The 17,148-nt window shown below is 70.8% G+C and carries 17 protein-coding genes; 6 read left to right on the top strand and 11 right to left on the bottom strand.

What is annotated here, in order from left to right:
- Positions 1 to 46 precede the first annotated feature (46 nt).
- The 3 genes from FJM51_RS10315 to FJM51_RS10305 all read left to right on the top strand — a co-directional run bounded on the left by FJM51_RS10315 (position 47) and on the right by FJM51_RS10305 (position 2,693).
- Entirely contained in the window at positions 47 to 652 is a 606-nt protein-coding gene (locus FJM51_RS10315) for a TetR/AcrR family transcriptional regulator (RefSeq protein WP_140454052.1), read from the top strand.
- Positions 653 to 698: 46 nt separating this feature from the next.
- On the top strand, positions 699 to 1,130 hold the full coding sequence (locus FJM51_RS10310) for a VOC family protein (RefSeq protein WP_140454051.1): 432 nt from the start codon (positions 699 to 701) through the stop codon (positions 1,128 to 1,130).
- Between the two features lie 240 nt (positions 1,131 to 1,370).
- The gene (locus tag FJM51_RS10305) at positions 1,371 to 2,693 is read left to right on the top strand and encodes a dicarboxylate/amino acid:cation symporter (protein WP_181164522.1); all 1,323 of its coding nucleotides are present in this window, start codon (positions 1,371 to 1,373) and stop codon (positions 2,691 to 2,693) included.
- 40 nt (positions 2,694 to 2,733) lie between these two features.
- On the opposite strand, the gene FJM51_RS10300 is transcribed toward FJM51_RS10305, so the two are convergent.
- The 9 genes from FJM51_RS10300 to FJM51_RS10260 form a co-directional block, all read right to left on the bottom strand.
- Positions 2,734 to 3,774: an ion transporter gene (locus FJM51_RS10300; protein ID WP_140454049.1), complete on the bottom strand. Its 1,041-nt coding sequence runs from the start codon at positions 3,772 to 3,774 to the stop codon at positions 2,734 to 2,736.
- A gap of 140 nt (positions 3,775 to 3,914) precedes the next feature.
- Positions 3,915 to 4,688, bottom strand: coding sequence for an L-fucose dehydrogenase (locus FJM51_RS10295; protein WP_140454048.1), 774 nt, complete (start codon positions 4,686 to 4,688; stop codon positions 3,915 to 3,917).
- The gene (locus FJM51_RS10290; RefSeq protein WP_140454047.1) at positions 4,688 to 5,965 is read right to left on the bottom strand and encodes an L-fuconate dehydratase; all 1,278 of its coding nucleotides are present in this window, start codon (positions 5,963 to 5,965) and stop codon (positions 4,688 to 4,690) included. Before FJM51_RS10290 ends, FJM51_RS10295 begins: the two co-directional genes overlap by 1 nt.
- Positions 5,962 to 6,804, bottom strand: a complete 843-nt coding sequence (locus tag FJM51_RS10285; RefSeq protein WP_140454046.1) for an ureidoglycolate lyase — start codon at positions 6,802 to 6,804, stop codon at positions 5,962 to 5,964. Before FJM51_RS10285 ends, FJM51_RS10290 begins: the two co-directional genes overlap by 4 nt.
- A gap of 56 nt (positions 6,805 to 6,860) precedes the next feature.
- Entirely contained in the window at positions 6,861 to 7,808 is a 948-nt protein-coding gene (locus tag FJM51_RS10280; RefSeq protein ID WP_140454045.1) for an ABC transporter substrate-binding protein, read from the bottom strand.
- A 33-nt stretch (positions 7,809 to 7,841) separates the two neighbouring features.
- The gene (locus tag FJM51_RS10275) at positions 7,842 to 8,852 is read right to left on the bottom strand and encodes an ABC transporter permease (RefSeq protein ID WP_140454044.1); all 1,011 of its coding nucleotides are present in this window, start codon (positions 8,850 to 8,852) and stop codon (positions 7,842 to 7,844) included.
- On the bottom strand, positions 8,849 to 10,345 hold the full coding sequence (locus FJM51_RS10270) for a sugar ABC transporter ATP-binding protein (RefSeq protein ID WP_140454043.1): 1,497 nt from the start codon (positions 10,343 to 10,345) through the stop codon (positions 8,849 to 8,851). The genes FJM51_RS10275 and FJM51_RS10270 overlap by 4 nt, the downstream gene beginning before the upstream one ends.
- Positions 10,342 to 11,169, bottom strand: a complete 828-nt coding sequence (locus FJM51_RS10265) for an amidohydrolase family protein (protein ID WP_140454042.1) — start codon at positions 11,167 to 11,169, stop codon at positions 10,342 to 10,344. Before FJM51_RS10265 ends, FJM51_RS10270 begins: the two co-directional genes overlap by 4 nt.
- 21 nt (positions 11,170 to 11,190) lie before the next feature.
- Positions 11,191 to 11,928, bottom strand: coding sequence for an SDR family oxidoreductase (locus tag FJM51_RS10260; protein ID WP_140454041.1), 738 nt, complete (start codon positions 11,926 to 11,928; stop codon positions 11,191 to 11,193).
- Positions 11,929 to 12,042: 114 nt separating this feature from the next.
- Here FJM51_RS10260 and FJM51_RS10255 point away from each other — a divergent pair, with 114 nt between their 5' ends.
- Entirely contained in the window at positions 12,043 to 12,831 is a 789-nt protein-coding gene (locus FJM51_RS10255; protein ID WP_140454040.1) for an IclR family transcriptional regulator, read from the top strand.
- A 24-nt stretch (positions 12,832 to 12,855) separates the two neighbouring features.
- Here FJM51_RS10255 and FJM51_RS10250 read toward each other — a convergent pair whose 3' ends face one another.
- Positions 12,856 to 14,013: a S8 family serine peptidase gene (locus FJM51_RS10250; RefSeq protein WP_140454039.1), complete on the bottom strand. Its 1,158-nt coding sequence runs from the start codon at positions 14,011 to 14,013 to the stop codon at positions 12,856 to 12,858.
- 153 nt (positions 14,014 to 14,166) lie between these two features.
- Here FJM51_RS10250 and FJM51_RS10245 point away from each other — a divergent pair, with 153 nt between their 5' ends.
- Positions 14,167 to 14,787: a hypothetical protein gene (locus FJM51_RS10245; RefSeq protein ID WP_140454038.1), complete on the top strand. Its 621-nt coding sequence runs from the start codon at positions 14,167 to 14,169 to the stop codon at positions 14,785 to 14,787.
- 2 nt (positions 14,788 to 14,789) lie between these two features.
- Here the strand turns inward: FJM51_RS10245 and FJM51_RS10240 are convergent, their stop codons facing one another.
- Positions 14,790 to 15,341 carry an RNA polymerase sigma factor gene (locus FJM51_RS10240; protein ID WP_181164521.1) on the bottom strand — a complete coding sequence of 184 codons (552 nt, stop codon included), beginning with the start codon at positions 15,339 to 15,341 and terminating at the stop codon, positions 14,790 to 14,792.
- 194 nt (positions 15,342 to 15,535) lie between these two features.
- Here FJM51_RS10240 and FJM51_RS10235 point away from each other — a divergent pair, with 194 nt between their 5' ends.
- On the top strand, positions 15,536 to 17,110 hold the full coding sequence (locus FJM51_RS10235; RefSeq protein ID WP_181164520.1) for a calcium-binding protein: 1,575 nt from the start codon (positions 15,536 to 15,538) through the stop codon (positions 17,108 to 17,110).
- Positions 17,111 to 17,148: the final 38 nt, after the last annotated feature.

The raw sequence follows: 17,148 nt of genomic DNA, 5'->3' as shown, positions 1-17,148 counted from the left end.
CCGCCCCCGGCTTGACGTCATACCGACCAGTTGGTATGTTGCGCGCATGACCCAGCCCCTCCCGCGCAAGGATGCCCGCCTGAAGCTGCTCGACGCCGCGCTGACGGTGATCCGCCGCCAGGGCTACGCGGCGACCTCGGTCGACGAGCTCTGCCGCGCGGCGGGGGTGACCAAAGGCGCCTTCTTCCATCACTTCCGCTCCAAGGAGGCGCTGGCGGTCGCCGCGGCGGCGCATTTCGGCGCGCTGGCGGAGGGGCTCTTCGCGGCGGACTGGACGACGCGCGCCGATCCCGCCGAGCGCGTGCTCGGCTATGTCGCGCTGCGCCGGGCGATCATCGACGGCCCGTTCGAGGAATTCACCTGCCTGCTCGGCACGATGGCGCAGGAGGCCTATGCGAGTTCGGAGGCGATCCGCGCCGCCTGCGCCGAGGGGATCACCGGCCACGCGGCGCGCCTCGAACCCGACATCCGGGCCGCGCTCGAAGCCGCCGGGCGCGACGGGGCGGAGGCCGGAGGCCTCGCGCTCCATGTCCAGGCGGTGCTGCAGGGCGGATTCGTGCTTGCCAAGGCGACGGGGGATCCGGAGGCCGCGCGGCGCGGCGTCGATCACCTCGCGCGCTACCTGCGCCTCCTGTTCCGGCGCGAGGCGTGACACCCTCCGGCCGGGCAAGGGCCGGAGCGACAGGGGAGGAAGATCAATGGCCGAGACGACGATGGAGACGCCCGCCTTCGCCCCCCGGGTGATGCTCGGGGTCATTCCCTATGTCTCGATGCCCGGCAAGGCCGGCGAGGCGGCGGATTTCTACGCCCGGGCCTTCGCCGCGCGCGAGATCGGCCGGTTCGCCGACGCGGCGAGCGGCGGGATCATGCATGTCCAGCTCGAGATCAACGGCGGCGCGCTGATGATGACGGGGATGTGCGCCGAGGGGCAGGCGCCGAGGCGGCCCCAGGGTTTCCATCTCCAGCTCGTCGTCGCGGACGGACAGGCATGGTGGGACCGCGCGGTGGCGGCCGGCTGCGAGGTGGTGATGCCCTTCGAGAGGATGTTCTGGGGCGACCGCTGGGGCATGCTGCGCGATCCCTTCGGCCTCGACTGGGCGGTGAACGAGCCGGGCGCGCGCCCCTCCTGATCCTCACGCCTCGGGCCGCCGTCCTTCCCGCGCGGGGAAGGGCGGCCTTCGGGTTCCGCCGATCAAATGGGCAAACGGGCGGAGTCGCGGCGTCGGTTCGTGCCGGTTCGCCCGCGATTCCGCCTCTTCCCGTCACGAGGCCTCGATTTTGAGCGCCGAGGCTGTATCTTCTTCCGGCATCACGAAATCGTCACGGGCCAGGAAAGGGGATCAGGCATGACTACCACCACGGCCAGGAAGATGTCTCTCACAACCAAGATCATGCTCGGCATGGTGCTCGGCGTCGCGGTCGGGCTGATCGCGAACCGGATCGGCTCGCCCTTCATCGACGAGCAGATCGTCGGCGGGCTCTTCGCGATGGTCGGCAAGATGTTCGTCAACGCGCTGAAGATGCTCGTCGTGCCTCTCGTCATCTTCTCCCTCCTGACCGGGGTGATGGGGATCGGCGACATCCGCGTGCTGGGGCGCGTGGGGGGCAAGTCCTTCGCGCTCTACATCCTCACCACGGCGATCGCGATCGCCATCGCGATCGGCATCGCGCTGCTCGTCGGACCCGGGCAGGGCTTCGTCATGGAGGGGGTCGACGCGAGCGGCGTGACCGCGGCGGAGGCGCCCTCGGTCTGGGAGGTCTTCGCCAACATCGTGCCGGGCAACCCGGTCGCGGCCTTCACCAATGGCGACATGCTCCAGATCATCTTCTACGTGATCGTCGTCGGCATCGCCGCGGTGATGCTCGGCGAGGAATCCGCGGGTTTCGCGCGGGCCTGCGAATACATGAACGAGCTGATGATGAAGGTCGTCGGCATCGTCATGCATTTCGCGCCCTACGGCGTCTTCTGCCTGATCGCCAAGGTCTTCGCGGAGCAGGGGATCGACCTGTTCGTGCCGGTCCTCGCCTATGTGGCGACGCTGGTCGGCTCGCTCTTCCTGCATCTCTTCGTCACGCTGATGGTGATCCTGAAGGTCTTCTCGGGTCTCAACCCGGTGCCCTTCATGCGCAAGATCCGTCCGGCGCAGCTCTTCGCCTTCTCGACGGCGAGCTCGAACGCGACGATCCCGGTGACGATGCGCTGCGTGACGGAGCGGATGGGCGTCGACAATTCGGTCGCCTCCTTCACCGTGCCCTTCGGCGCGACGATCAACATGGACGGGACCGCGATCATGCAGGGCGTGGCGACGGTCTTCCTCGCCAATGTCTACGGCATCGACCTCGGCCTCGGCGGCTATCTCACGGTGATCGCGATGGCGGTGCTGGCCTCGATCGGCACGGCGGGCGTGCCGGGGGTCGGGCTCGTCATGCTGACCATGGTGCTGACGCAGGTCGGCCTGCCGGTCGAGGGGATCGCGCTGATCCTCGGCGTCGACCGGCTGATGGACATGATCCGGACCGCGGTCAACATCACCGGCGACGCGGTGGTCTCGACCATCGTGGCCAAGAGCGAGGGCAAGATGGATCTCGCGGTCTATGGCGATCCGGCGGCGGGCGACGCGGAATCGCTCGGGATCGATCCCGCGGCCGAGGCGGCGCTCGCCACCCATGCGAGGCCGCATCCGGCGGAGTGACCCCGCCCGTCCCGGCCCGTCTCCGGACGGGCCGGGAGGCTCATTCGGCCGGCTCGGCGCGCCGGATCCGGTGGCCGCATCTGGGGCAGACCACCTCGCCGTCGCGCCGGCGCTTCAGCAGCACCTCGTCGTAGATCGCGCGGGCGATGTCGTGGCTGATGCCGAGTTCGCCCCGGAGCCGTTCGATCGCGCGGCCCTCGGTGAGGTCCATCTTCCCGTCCTCGAGCGCGAGGCGGAACTGGATCCGCAGGTGATCGCGGCGGCGGCGCAGGTGATCGGCGAGGCCGCTGGCGAGGATACCGGCGGGAAGCGCCGCCACGCCGACGCCGAGCACGGTGACGAAGGCGCCGAAGATCCTTCCGGCCGCCGTGACGGGGGTGACGTCGCCGTAGCCCACCGTCGTCAGCGTGACGATCGCCCACCACATCGCCTCGGGGATCGAGCCGAAATTCTCCGGCTGGGCCGCGCGTTCGACGAAATAGGCGCCGGTGGCGGCGAAGACGAGCAGGATCGCGAGGATAGAGAAGGCCGCCGCCAGCGAGGCGGCCTCCTCGCGGATCACCGACATGAGCACCGCCAGCGCGGGGGAGTAGCGCGCGAGCTTGTAGACCCGGAAGAGGCGCAGGACACGGAGCGCCTGGAGGTTCAGCGGGAAGACCAGCGCGAGATAGAAGGGCAGGATCGCGACGAGGTCGACCAGCGCCATCGGCGTGCGCGCGTAGCGCAGCCGCGCCCGCCAGGGCGGCTTTCTCGGATTGCCCTCTGGACTGACCCAGAGGCGCAGCGCGTATTCGACGGTGAAGATCCCGACCGAGAGCGCGTCGAACAGGAAGAATTCCCAGCGGTATTCGGCATGCAGCGCCGGTTCGGTTTCGAGCGCGACCCCGATGACATTGGCGAGCACGAGGGCGATGAGACCGAGTTCGACCGCCCAGGACAGCCTGTCCGTCCGGCTCGGCTGCTCGAGGATCTGGTGGATCCGCGCGCGCCGGGAGGGCGGATCCGTCCTGTGCTCCCCAGGGGCGGGGGGCGGGCCGTCCGGGAAGGCGGCGGTCGGGTCCTTCCTGTCCTCTGGCCTCATCTTCCCCCCTTGATCGTCGTCTCGACCCCGTCGGACCACCTAATCGATAAGGCGGGGAGGGGCCAAGCCCCGGCCCGCGGCGGCGCGGGGCCGCGGAAGCCGGGCCGAAGGGGTATCGCAGGAGGCGCGCGCCGGCCGGATCAGCGCATCGCGCCGGCGAGGGCGCGGTCGAGATGGACATAGCCGCCGTCGACGTGGATCCATTGCCCCGTCGTATGGCCGGAGCGGTCCGAGAGCAGGAAGACGCAGGTATCGGCGATCTCGCGCGCCGTGGTCATGCGGCCCCCGAGCGGGATGCGCCGGGTGATCTCGGCGAGCGCCGCCTCCGGATCGGCGAGCGTGTCGAGCCAGCGGCGGTAGAGCGGGGTCATCACCTCGGCCACGACGACGGCGTTGACCCGGACGCCGGAGGGCAGGAAATCCACCGCCCATTCCCGCGTGAGCCCGAGCGCCGCCGCCTTGGCCGCGACATAGGCCGAGGTGCCGCCCTGTCCGGTCAGCCCGGTCTTGGAGCCGATGTTGACGATCGCCCCCCGGGCCGCGCGGAGGTCGTCGGCCAGAAGATGCGCCATCGTGTAGTAGTGGACGAGGTTCCGGTCGAGGCTCGCGCGGAAGGCCGCCGGCCCCGCGTCGAGCCCCACGCCGTCATTCGCGCCCGCGTTGTTGACGAGCCCGTGCACCGCGCCGTGCCTGGCGCGGAGCGTCGCGACCGCCGCCCGGCAGGCCTCGTCGTCGGAGAGTTCGACCGCGACGAAATCCGCCCCGGTGGCGGCGAGCCAGTCCGCGTCGGGGGCGCGGCGGGCAAGGATCACCGGGCGCGCGCCCTCCTCGGCGAGAACCTCGGTGATCGCCGCGCCGATGCCCGATCCGCCGCCGGTGACGACGATCAGCCTGTCACGGAGGCCGAGATCCATCAGGCGGCCTCGAAACGATAGGCGCCGAGGCTCGCGGGCTTCATCTCGATCGAGAAGCCGGGCGCCTCCGGCGGCATGTAGGCCGCGTTCCGGATCACGCAGGGATCGAGGAAATGCTCGTGCAGATGGTCGACATATTCGATCACCCGCCCCTCGCGCGTGCCGGCGACGCAAGTGTAGTCGATCATCGACATGTGCTGCACGTATTCGCAGAGGCCGACGCCACCCGCGTGTGGGCAGACCTTGAGCCCGTATTTCGCCGCCATCAGCAGGACCGCCAGCACCTCGTTCAGCCCGCCGAGGCGGCAGGCGTCGATCTGCGCCACGTCGATCGCGCCCCGCATGATGAACTGCTTGAACAGGATCCGGTTCTGGCACATCTCGCCGGTCGCGACCTCGACCGGGGCCACGCCCGCGCGGATCCTGCGATGCCCCTCCACGTCGTCGGGGCTGGTCGGCTCCTCGATGAACCAGGGTTCCGCGAAGGCGAGTTGCCTCACCCAGTCGATCGCCTGGTCGACCTCCCAGACCTGGTTCGCGTCGATCATCAGCCGGACGTCGGGGCCGAGTTCGTCGCGCGCGATGGTCAGGCGGCGGATGTCGTCGGCGAGATCGCGGCCGACCTTCATCTTCACATGGCGGAAGCCCGCCGCCACCGCCTCCCGGCAGAGCCGCCGCAGCTTCACGTCGTCATAGCCGAGCCAGCCGGCGGAGGTGGTGTAGCAGGGATAGCCCTCGGTCCTCAGCGTCGCGATCCGCTCCGCCTTGCCCTCCGCCTGGCGCGTCAGGAAGTCGAGCGCCCATTCCGGCGTGACGCAGTCGGTCAGGTAGCGGAAGTCGACGCAGCGCACGAATTCCTCCGGGCTCATCTCCGCGACGAGCCGCCAGACCGGCTTGCCCTCGAGCTTCGCCCAGAGATCCCAGACCGCGTTGACGATCGCGCCTGTCGCGAGATGGATCGCCCCCTTGTCGGGACCGATCCATCTGAGCTGGCTGTCGGAGGTGACATGGCGCCAGAATCGCCCCATGTCCTCCGCGACCCAGGCCATGTCGAGCCCCACCACCAGCGGGCGCAGCGCCTCGATCGCCGCGACGCAGATCTCGTTGCCGCGGCCGATGGTGAAGGTCAGCCCGTGGCCCTGGTGGGGGCCGTCGGTCTCGAGGATCACATAGGCCGCCGAATAGTCCGGGTCGGGGTTCATCGCGTCCGACCCGTCGAGATGCCGGCTGGTCGGGAACCGCACGTCGATGGTCCGGAGGCCCGTGATCCGTGTCATGGGCGCACGACCTTCTGCTCCTGCTCGCCCAGGTTCTCGATCCCGAGCCGCATCACCTCGCCGCCCTTGAGATAGACCGGCGGCTTCATGCCGAGGCCGACGCCCGGCGGCGTGCCGGTCGAGATCACGTCGCCCGGCTGGAGCGACAGGAAGCGCGAGAGATAGGCGATGATCGCGGGCACCTTGAAGATCATCGTCGCGGTCGAGCCGCTCTGGTAGCGGTTGCCGTCCACCTCGAGCCACATCGCGAGGTTGTCGATGTCGCCGGCCGAGGCGGGCGTGACCAGCCAGGGGCCGAGCGGACCGAAGGTGTCGCAGCCCTTGCCCTTGTCCCAGGTGCCGCCGCGTTCGATCTGCCATTCGCGCTCGGAGACGTCGTTCACCACGCAGTAGCCCGCGACATGGGAGAGCGCGTCGGCCTCATCGATGTAGCGCCCGCCCTTGCCGATCACGACGCCAAGCTCGACCTCCCAGTCGGTCTTGGTCGAGCCGCGCGGGATCTCCACGTCGTCGTTCGGGCCGCAGATGGCGGAGGTCCACTTGCTGAAGACCACCGGCTCGTCGGGCACCGGCAGCCCGCTCTCGGCGGCGTGGTCGGCGTAGTTGAGCCCGATGCAGATGAACTTGCCGACGCGGCCGACGCAGGGCCCGATCCGGGGCGCGCCCTCGACCCGTGGCAGGCTTTCGGGATCGAGCGCCGCGAGCCGCGCCAGACCCTCGGGCAGCAGCGCGTCGCCCGCGATGTCGTCGACCTGGGCCGAGAGATCGCGGATCGTGCCGGCCGCGTCGAGCAGGCCCGGCTTTTCCTGACCCGGCGGGCCATAGCGCAACAGTTTCATGATATCCTCATTCTCCGGTCCGGGGGCGGGCGCCCCCGGCCATTTCCTCGGGGTGGTCAGTCGTAGAGAACGGCGGCGATCTCCGGATCGTCGATATTCGTCTTGTCGTACCAGAAGAAGCCCGTATCGATGGTCTTCTCCACCGGCTCGCCCTTCGCGGCGGCGACGGCGGCCTTCACCGTCTCGTAGCCGATGCCGACCGGGTTCTGGGTGATCGCGCCGGCCATCAGCCCGTCGCGGATCGCATCCTTCTGCGCCTTGCCGGAATCGTAGCCGATGACGGTGACGCCCTTCACGCCGGATTCCCGGACGCCGTTCACCACGCCGATCGCCGAACCCTCGTTGGTGCCGAAGATGCCCTTGATGTCGGGATGCGCGGTCAGGATCGCCTTGGTGATCTCGGTCGATTGCAGATGGTCGCCGCCGCCGTATTCGATGTCGACGATCTCGACGTCCGGATGCGCCTCCTTCATCCGGTTCACGAAACCGTCGCGCCGGTCGACGCCGGTGCGCGAGGTCTGGTCGTGGGCGACCACCGCGACCGGCCCGGCGCCGCCGATCATCTCGGCCATCTTGTCGGCGGCGAGCGCGGCGGCGGCGAGGTTGTCGGTCGCCGCCGTCGCCACCGGAATGTCGCTGTCGACGCCGGAGTCGAAGGCGATGACCGGGATGTCGGCTTCTTGCGCCTGCCTCAGCAGCGGGATCGCCGCCTGGCTGTCGAGCGCGGCGAAGCCGATCGCGGCCGGGTGCTTGGCGAGCGCGGCGGCGAGCATGTCGATCTGCTTGTCGACCTGGCTCTCGTTGTCCGGTCCCTCGAAGCTGACCGTGACGCCGAGTTCCGCCCCCGCCCTGTCCGCGCCCGCCTTCACCGCCTGCCAGAACTGGTGCTGGAAGCCCTTGGAGATGAGCGGGATGTACATCTGGTCCTGGGCGAAGGCGCCGGTCGCGCCCGCCGCCAGCGAGAGCGCCGCCGCGGCGCCGAGCAAGGCACGTCTGGTGAACATGTTTTCCTCCCTGATGCTCACGTTCTTGTCCGTTCAGCGCGCCGCGCCGCGGCGAAGCTGGTCGCCGTAGACCGCGACGATGATGATGATCCCGGTCACCACCGTCTGCCATTCGGGCGCGACCGACATCACGCGCAGCCCGTTGGTCAGCACCGCCATGATGAGCGCGCCGATCAGCGTGCCGAGCACCGTGCCGCGCCCGCCCGAGAGCGAGGTGCCGCCGATCACCACCGCGGCGATGGCCTCGAGTTCGTAGCCGAGGCCGAGCGCGGGCTGGGCCGAGTTGAGCCGGCTCGCGATCAGCAGGCCGCCGATCCCGACGATCCCGCCCGCGAGCGCGTAGATCGCGATCTTCCAGCCGTCGGTGTTGACGCCCGAGAGCCGCGCCGCCTCCTCGTTGGAGCCGAGGGCGAAGGTGTAGCGGCCGAGCACGGTCCGCCCGAGGATCCAGGCGACGGCCGCGGCGACGACGAAGAGCACCAGCACGCCATTGGGCACCGGAAAGGCCGGGACCACCGCGCCGATCAGCGAGCCCTGCGCGATCAGCGTGAAACTCGGCGTGTCGTTGAAGTAGATCGGCTTCGTTCCCGTCACGATGAGCGACAGGCCCTTCAGGATCAGCATCATGCCGAGCGTGGCGATGAAGGGCGGGATCTTCGCCTTCGCGACCAGCGTGCCGGAGACGAGGCCGCAGCAGGCGCCGGTCGCGAGCGCCGCCGCGATCCCGAGCGGCAGCGGCATGCCGCCCCAGGTCAGCACGACCCCGGTCATCACCGCGCAGAAGGTCATCAGCGTGCCGATCGAGAGGTCGATGCCGCCGGTGATGATGATGAGCGTGACCCCGACCGCCAGCACGCCGTTGACCGAGGCGGCCTGGAGGATCGCCATGATGTTCGAAAGCTGGAAGAAGTTCGGGCTGGCGATCGAGAAACCCGCGACGAGCAGGATCAGGCTCGCGAAGGCGAGGAGCTTCCGCTGCGCGCCCGAGCGCCGCGCGGCGCGCGCCGTCGTCGTCCCGCTTTGCGCCGTCCCGGTCGCGCTCATGCCGCCATCCCCTCCGTCGCGAGTTCCATGATTTCCTCCTGCGAGGCGCCACCGGGCAGGATGCCGGTCAGCCGTCCCTCGCACATGACCGCGATCCGGTGCGCGAGGCGCAGCACCTCCGGCAGTTCGCTGGAGATGACGATAATCGCCTTGCCCAGGCCCGCGAGTTCGTTGAGCAGCCGGTAGATCTCGGCCTTCGCGCCGACGTCGATGCCGCGCGTCGGCTCGTCGAAGATCAGGATGTCGCAATCGCGCAGCAGCCATTTCGCGATCACGACCTTCTGCTGGTTGCCGCCCGAGAGCAGCCGGACCTCCCGCGTGTCGTCCGGCGTGCGGATGCCGAGGGTCCGGATATAGTCCCGTGCGACGCGGGCGAGCGCCCCCTCGTCGATCCGGCCGATCCGGTCGGCGTAGCGCGGCAGGCTCGCCATCGCGATATTGGCCCGCACGTCGAGGCCGAGCGCGAGGCCGTACTGCTTGCGGTCCTCCGAGAGATAGCCGATCCCGGCGCGCACCGCGTCGCGCGGCGTCCGGATGGTGACGGGCCGGCCATGCACGCGGATCTCGCCCGTGTCCGCCGGTTCGGCGCCGAAGATCGCGCGGGCGAGTTCGGTGCGCCCGGCGCCCATGAGCCCGGCGAAGCCGAGGATCTCGCCCTTGCGCAGCGTGAAGCCGATGTCGCGCAGGTCCGCGCCGCGCGAGAGATGGCTGACCTCGAGCGCCGCGGGCGCGGCCGCGAGGTCGGGGATGGCCGCCTTCTCCTCGGTCAGTTCGCGGCCCACCATCATCGAGATGATGCGCGAGATCGGCGTGTCGGCGGCCTCCACCGTGCCCACGGTCGCGCCGTCGCGCATCACCGTCACCCGGTCGGCGACCCGCTTGATCTCGTCCATCTTGTGGCTGATGTAGATGATCCCGACGCCCTCGGCCCGGAGCCGGCGGACGATCGTGAAGAGCTCGGCGATCTCGGCGTCGTTCAGCGCCGCCGTTGGCTCGTCCATGATGAGCACGCGCGAGCGGAAGGAGAGCGCCTTGGCGATCTCCACCATCTGCTGGAGCGCGATGCTGAGCCCCGCGACGGGGGCGCGCGGATCGATCCCGAGGCGCATCGTGGCGAAGATCGCCTCCGCCTCCGCGTTCAGCCTCGCCTCGTCGATCCGCCCGAAGGAGAGCCGGGGCTCGCGCCCGATCCAGATGTTCTGCGCCGCCGTCAGGTCGCGCATCAGCGCCAGTTCCTGGTGGATGATCCCGATGCCGAGATCGCGCGCGGCCTTCGGCGTCGGCAGGCTGACCTCGGCGCCGTCGATCAGGATCCGGCCGCCGTCGGGCTGGTAGACGCCGGAGAGCACCTTCATCAGCGTCGATTTCCCGGCGCCGTTCTCGCCCATCAGCGCGTGCACCTCGCCCGGGCGGAGGTCGAAGCCGACCGCCCTGAGCGCGTGGACGCCGGGAAAATGCTTGTCGATCCCTTCAAGTCGTACCAGCTCGCTCACGCGGCCACTCCATAGAAGCGCGCGGCGTTGCCGCCCATGATCCCCTCCCGCTCGGCGGCGGTGAGCCCGCCGAGCAGCCTCTCGGTCAGCGCGGCCCAGTCCGCGTAAGGAGCGGCGAGCGTCAGCACCGGCCAGTCGCTGCCCCAGATCAGCCGTTCCGGCCCGAACCAGTCGAGCAGCCGGCCGACGACGGAGCCGAGCGCCGGGGCCGGATCGCGCAGCGCCTCGGCCGGAAGCTCGGTCAGGAGGCCCGAGAGCTTGCAGTGGACCCTCGGATCCGCCGCGAGCGCCCGCATCCCCGCCTCCCAGTCCGCGCCGTCGCCCGGCCGGGGCTTCGCCGCGTGGTCGATGACGAGCGGAAGCTCCGGGTTCTCCGCCGCGAAGCGCGCGAGCGCGGGCAGGTGGCGCGTCGTCACGAGCGCGTCGAAGGCGAGCCCGAGGTCGGCGAGCGCGGCGAGCGCGTCGGGCCGGGGCGCGGTCAGGATCCAGTCCGTCTCCGCGATGTCCTGGAGCATCGGCCGGATGCCGAGAAGCGCGGGATCGCCGGCCCGCGCCGCGAGATCCGCGACCGCGCCGGGCGCGGCGAGATCCACCCAGCCGACGACGCCGAGGATCGCGTCATGCGCGCGCGCGAGCCCGAGCAGGTAGTCCGTCTCCGCGAGCGTCGGCGCGGCCTGCACGGCGATGATCCGCGCGGCGCCGGGATAGTCGCCGGGCGCGAAATCCCTGCGGATCGGGGCGAGCGGACCGCCCGTGCCGGCGAGCCAGCCGTAATCGCCGCGATCGAGCCGCCAGAAGTGGCAATGCGCGTCGATGACCGGCATCTCCGCCTCTCCCCCCGCGGGTCAGATCGTGACGCCGCCGTCGACGCTTACCGCCTGGCCGGTGACGAAGCGGCTTTCGTCGGACAGGAGGTAGACGACCATCGGCGTGATGTCGTCCACGGTGGCGAGCCGGCCCATCGGCTGGCGCGCGATGAAATCCTTCTCCGCCTGGACCGGATCGGCGGCGGCGGCGATGCGCCCGCGCAGGCTCGGCGTATCGACCGTGCCGGGGCAGAGCGCGTTGCAGCGCAGGCCCTGCTTCACGAAATCCGCCGCGATCCCCTTGGTCAGACCGATCACCGCCGCCTTGGTCGCGCCATAGGCGGTCCGGTTCGGGAAGCCCTTTATCGAGGAGGCCATCGAGGCCATGTTGAGGATCGAGGCCGTGCCGGTCTCCGCCGCGCGGGCGAGCAGTCCCGGCAGGCAGGCGCGCGTCAGCCGCATCATCGCGGTGACGTTGAGCGCGACGCTGAAGTCCCAGTCCGCGTCGGAAATGTCGAGGATCGTGCCGTGATGCACGAAGCCCGCGCAGTTGAAGAGCCCGTCGAGCGGCCCGACCTCGGCCGCGAGCGCCGCGACCGCGGCGCCGTCGGTCACGTCCAGAACCTCGGTCCGGAGGCCGTCGAGCGTGGCGAGCAGGCCGCCGTCGAGATCGGTCGCGATCACGGTCGCGCCCTCCGCCGCCAGGGCGAGCGCGCTGGCACGCCCGATTCCCTGACCGGCCGCCGTGACGAGAACCGTCTTGTCGCGCAGACGCATGCGACTCCTCCCCATTTTTGTCGTATTTTTTATATGAACGGATTATTCATGGGTAAACCGACAACGCAAGCGATTCCTCGGGACGCGCCGGCGTCGCGGGCGGGGAGGGGAGTGATGGGCGAGCCGACCGAGGAGGAAGCGCGGGATGCCGCCGATCGTTACCGCGCCCCGGCGCTCGACAAGGGGCTCGACATCCTCGAGGTTCTCTCCCTCCAGGGGCGGGGGCTGACCCGGACCGAGATCGTCAAGGAACTGGGCCTCGGCCCGTCGCAGATCTACCGGATGCTCGAACGGCTGGTGGCGCGCGGCTACGTGACCCGGATCGAGGGCGGCGACCGCTACGCGCTGACGATGAAGCTCTATCTGCTCGGCACGCGCTTTCCGCCGCTCCGCCGCCTGGTCGCGCAGGCCCAGCCGCTGATGGATGATTTCGCGCGGGCGACGCGGCAATCCTGCCATCTGGTCGTGCCGGAGCAGGGGGTCGGGATTATCGTCGCGCAGGCGAGTCCGACCGGGCACTGGGAATTCCGCGCCCGGATCGGCGGGCAGGTCGACCTCTTCTCCACCGGCTCGGGCCTGACGCTGCTCGCCTTCCAGGATCCGGGCCGCGTGCTCGAGACGCTCGGCGCCTGGGGCGTCGGCGCGGCGGGCGCGCGCCTCGCCGAGGTCGCGCCGCGTCTCGCGGCGGTGCGCGAAAGGGGGGCGCGGGTCGAGCCTTCCGGCCAGCTCGTCGGCGTCACCGATCTCAGCGTGCCCGTGCTCGGCCCGGGGCGCGAGGCGATCGCGGTGCTGACCTGCGCCTATATCGAGCATCCCGACGAGGAGGGCGGCGAGAGCCGCGACCGCGCGCTCTCGGAACTCGCCCGCGTCGCGGCCGGGCTTTCCGCGCCCGGCGGGCGCTAGCGCGCGCCGACGTCAGACTTGCCGTCAGCCTCGCCGGCAGGCCGGGGCCGGGCGGGGCAGGCCGGCGCCGAAGACCTCGTCGCGGCCGTCCGCGCCGAGATCGCGCGCCTCCGCCGCCAGCGCGTCGCGCGCCGCGCCCGCCGATCGCGGCAGCCGCGCCCCCGCGAGGAGCGCGGTGACATAGGGCGCGGCGAGCGAGGTGCCCGAGAGATATTCCCCCGGCCCTTCGAGCCGGAGGTAGATGTCGACGCCGGGCGCCGCGAAATCGATGTGATCCCCACGCGGCGCCTCCGCGTAGGGCCGCGCCGCCGCGTCGATGGCGGTGACCGCGATGGTCCGCGGAAACGCCGCCGGATAGCGCGGCGGGCCGTCCGCGCCGGTATTCCCGGCCGCCGCGACGAGGATCATCCCGCGCCGGTCCGCGGCCCGCACGCCCTGGTCGAGGATCTTGTTGTAGGGGCCGGCGAGGCTGACGTTCACCAGTTCGACGCCCGACCGCGCCAGCCAGTCGAGCGCCAGCATCAGCGTGTCGACGCCCGCGGCGCCCTCGGGATCCTCGCGGTCCGAGACGACGGCGGCGCTGTGGATCACCGCGCCCGAGAGCCGCCCCGGACCGGCGAGGATCTCGGCGACGGCGGTGCCGTGCCGCGCGCCCGCGGGGCCGCCGGTGAAATCCTTCTGATCGATCCGCGCGCGGGCGAGCGAGGGCGCGGCCGCGTCCACCGGACCGTCGATCATCCCGATCGGCACGCGCGCCGGGCAGCCGTCCTCCGCCCAGCCCAGCAGCCGGTCGGCATAGACCCGGCCGGCGCCCGCCGCCCCGGCCTGGAGACGATAGGCGTGGTTCAGCCCGGCGGTGGCGCTCGCCTCCAGCGCCTCGATCTCCGCGATGGCTTCGGGCCCGTCGCGGTCGGCGGGCATCCGGAACACGAGCTGATCGAAGCCGAGCGCGCCGAGCCGGCTTCGCCTGGCGAGCGCGTAGCCGCGCCGCGTCGCCGCGGCGGCCAGCCGGTCGGCGGCGCCGGGGTCGGGCACGAGGGTCACGATCTCGCGCGGATCCACGACATCGGCGGCGTCCCGGGCGATCCGCTCCGGCGGCGGCGCCTTCTCCGCGGGTCCGGCGCAGCCGAGAAGCGCGAGTTGCGCCAGGAGGAGCGCCGTCCGCCAGCCTTGCGAAACCATGGTGGCCCCTCCCCTTGTCCGCCGCCGCCCGTCCCGGCCGCGGGGGGCCGGCGGAGGCCTGCGAAATTGAACCCCGAACGCCTTTCGTTCGACTACTCTTCCATAGACTCCGCGCCCGGCATAGCCATGAGGCGGGAATTGAGGAACGCGACGATGACCGAGCTTCCAGATCGACCGGACGATGCCATGCTGATGGACTATGTCCGGGGCGTGCTCGGCGCCGGGGACACAGCCGCGGTCGAGCGCGCCGCGCGGGCGTCCGCGGAGGTTCGCGCCGACATCGCCCTGATGCGCGGCCTCGTCAACGCGCGCGCGACCGCGGATGAGAGCACGCCCGGCGAACTGGGATGGGCGCGGCTGTCGCGCGCGCTCGACGCCGAGGCAGGGGCGGAGCCACACGCGGGGGCGCGCGCGAGGACAGGGGCCGCGCCGCCGCGCCGCTGGCGCGAGCCGCTCCGGATCGCCGCGGCGGCGCTGCTCGCCGTCGGCCTCTGGCAGTTCGGCGTCGTGCCCTTCCTCGGGAACCGCGGCGACGAGGGTCTCTATCGCCCCGCGACCAAGGCCGAGGCGGGAACGGTCACCGTCGCCTTCGTACCCGAGGCGACCGAGGCCCGGATCCGCGCGCTGCTCGGAGAGATCGGCGCGGTCGTCACCGGCGGCCCCAGCGCGCTCGGCCTCTGGACGCTCGGCTTTCCCGATTTGGAGAGCCGCGACGCGGGCCTTCGGCGGCTGCTGGCGGAACCCTCGATCGTCGAATCCGCCCAGGCCAACTGAGATCAGCGGAACCGGATCACGGCGGCGAGGCAGCGTTTGAGAAGCTGCTTCGCATGCAGGATCCGCGTCTTCACCGTGCCCTCGGGGATGCCCTCGACCTCCGCGATCTCGCGATAGGCGAGACCCTGGAAGAAGGCGAGTTCGACCGCCGCGCGATGCGCGTCGCTCAGGCCGTCGAGGCAGGCACGCACCCGCGCCGCGTCGCTCGCGGCCTCGGCCACGGCCTCGGGATCGGGCGCCTCGTCGGCGATCGTCTCGTCCGGCTCGGCGGGGATTTCGCGGCCCGAGCGGCGCATCCGGTCGATCGCGCGGTTGCGCGCGATGCCGAGGATCCAGGTCCGCGCGCTCGAACGGCCCTCGAACCGCGCGGCGCCGCGCCAGACTTCGAGAAACGTCTCCTGCGAGACATCGGCGGCTTCGAACGGGTCGCGCAGGCGCGCGCGCAGGAAGCGGAAGAGCGGATCGGAGACCCGGTCGTAGAGGCGCTTCATCGCCGCCCTGTCGCCTTGGGCGACGCGGGCGATGAGCGCCTCGTCGCTGTCCGGATCCGCCATCCCCATCCTTCCGCCCGCGCCGCTCCCCCGGCTCATCGCGCCCGTCCGCTTGCTGGGATCCCACGTCCCGGAGGCCTTCGCGAGAAAAATCGACCTCGCGGCCGAGAAAGTTTGAACCGTTCCCGATCCCGCCACGACCCATGAACAGCGACGCCATGACGGGGTCGCCGAAAACGGGTGAAGGAGACGACACGATGGCACGCAAGCTCATTTCCGGAACGGACGCCGCGGAGCTTCTGACCGGCGGGACCGCGGACGAGCGGATCGAGGCGCTCGGGGGGAACGACACCGTCCTGGGCGGCGACGGCGACGACTATCTCCTCGGCGGCGACGGGAACGACCTGCTGGTGGGCAATCGCGGCGACGACATCATGAAGGGCGAGGCGGGCCGCGACCGGATGGTCTGGAACAACGGCGACGGTTCCGACCTGATGAACGGCGGGACCGGCTACGACACCGCCGAGGTCAACGGCGCCGACACGGACGGCGACGAATTCGTCGTCGAGGGCGCGGCGGGCCATGTCCGGTTCGAGCGTGTCAATCTCGGTCCCTTCGCGCTCGACATCCGCGAGACCGAGAAGCTGGTGGTGAAGGGTCTTGGCGGCGACGACGAGATCGATGCGAGCGGCCTGGAAGCCGGGGCGATCAGGCTCAGGGCCTATGGCGGCGACGGCGACGACGAACTGACCGGCGGCAGCGGCGACGACTATCTCAGCGGCGGCGACGGCGACGACCATCTCGCGGGCGAGGTCGGCGACGACGTGATGAAGGGTGGCGACGGCGACGACGTCATGGAATGGGACAACGGCGACGGTTCCGACGTGATGAACGGCGGAAGGGGCTACGACACCGCGGAGGTCGAGGGCGCCGAGACGGCGGGCGACATCTTCGAGGTCCGCGACTCCGGCGACGGGGTCCAGTTCGAGCGCACCAATCTCGGCAACTTCACCCTCGACATCGAGAAGACCGAGCTTCTCCGGGTGAACGGGCTCGGCGGGGACGACACGATCGACGCGAGCGAGCTCTCGGCCGGCCGGATCGAACTCAAGGCCTATGGCGGCGACGGCGACGACGAACTGACCGGCGGCAGCGGCGACGACTATCTCAGCGGCGGCGACGGCGACGACCATCTCGAAGGCGAGGTCGGCGACGACGTGATGAAGGGTGGCGACGGCGACGACGTCATGGAGTGGGACAACGGCGACGGTTCCGACGTGATGAACGGCGGAAGGGGCCACGATACCGCGGAGGTCGAGGGCGCCGAGACGGCGGGCGACATCTTCGAGATCCGCGACTCCGGCGATGGGGTCCAGTTCGAGCGCACCAATCTCGGCAACTTCACCCTCGACATCGAGAAGACCGAGGTTCTCCGGGTGAACGGGCTCGGCGGGGACGACACGATCGACGCGAGCGAGCTCTCGGCCGGCGCGATCCGGCTCAAGGCCTACGGCAGCGACGGCGACGACGCGCTGATCGGCGGCGAGGGCCGCGACTATCTCGACGGCGGCGCGGGCGACGACGAGATGACCGGCGGCGCCGGGGCGGATACCTTCGTCTTCCGTTCGGGTTCGGACACGATCACCGATTTCCAGCCCGGGGAGGACGTCGTCAGGCTCCGTGTCAGCGGCGCCTGGGATGACTGGGGGAGCATCGAGAACGCGGCCAGCCAGCAGGGCGACGACGTGGTCTTGGACTTCGGCCACGGCAATGTCCTCACGCTCGAGGACACACAGCTCGCCCACCTGAGCCAGGACGACTTCCTCTTCTGACATCCTCCCCTATCCCGGTCCCGGTGGCGCGCCGCTCT

The organism is Amaricoccus solimangrovi (assembly GCF_006385685.1).
In the GTDB taxonomy this organism is placed as follows: domain Bacteria; phylum Pseudomonadota; class Alphaproteobacteria; order Rhodobacterales; family Rhodobacteraceae; genus Amaricoccus; species Amaricoccus solimangrovi.
The sequence above is the reverse complement of the archived record's forward strand: the minus strand, read 5'-3'. Positions and strand labels throughout refer to the sequence as shown.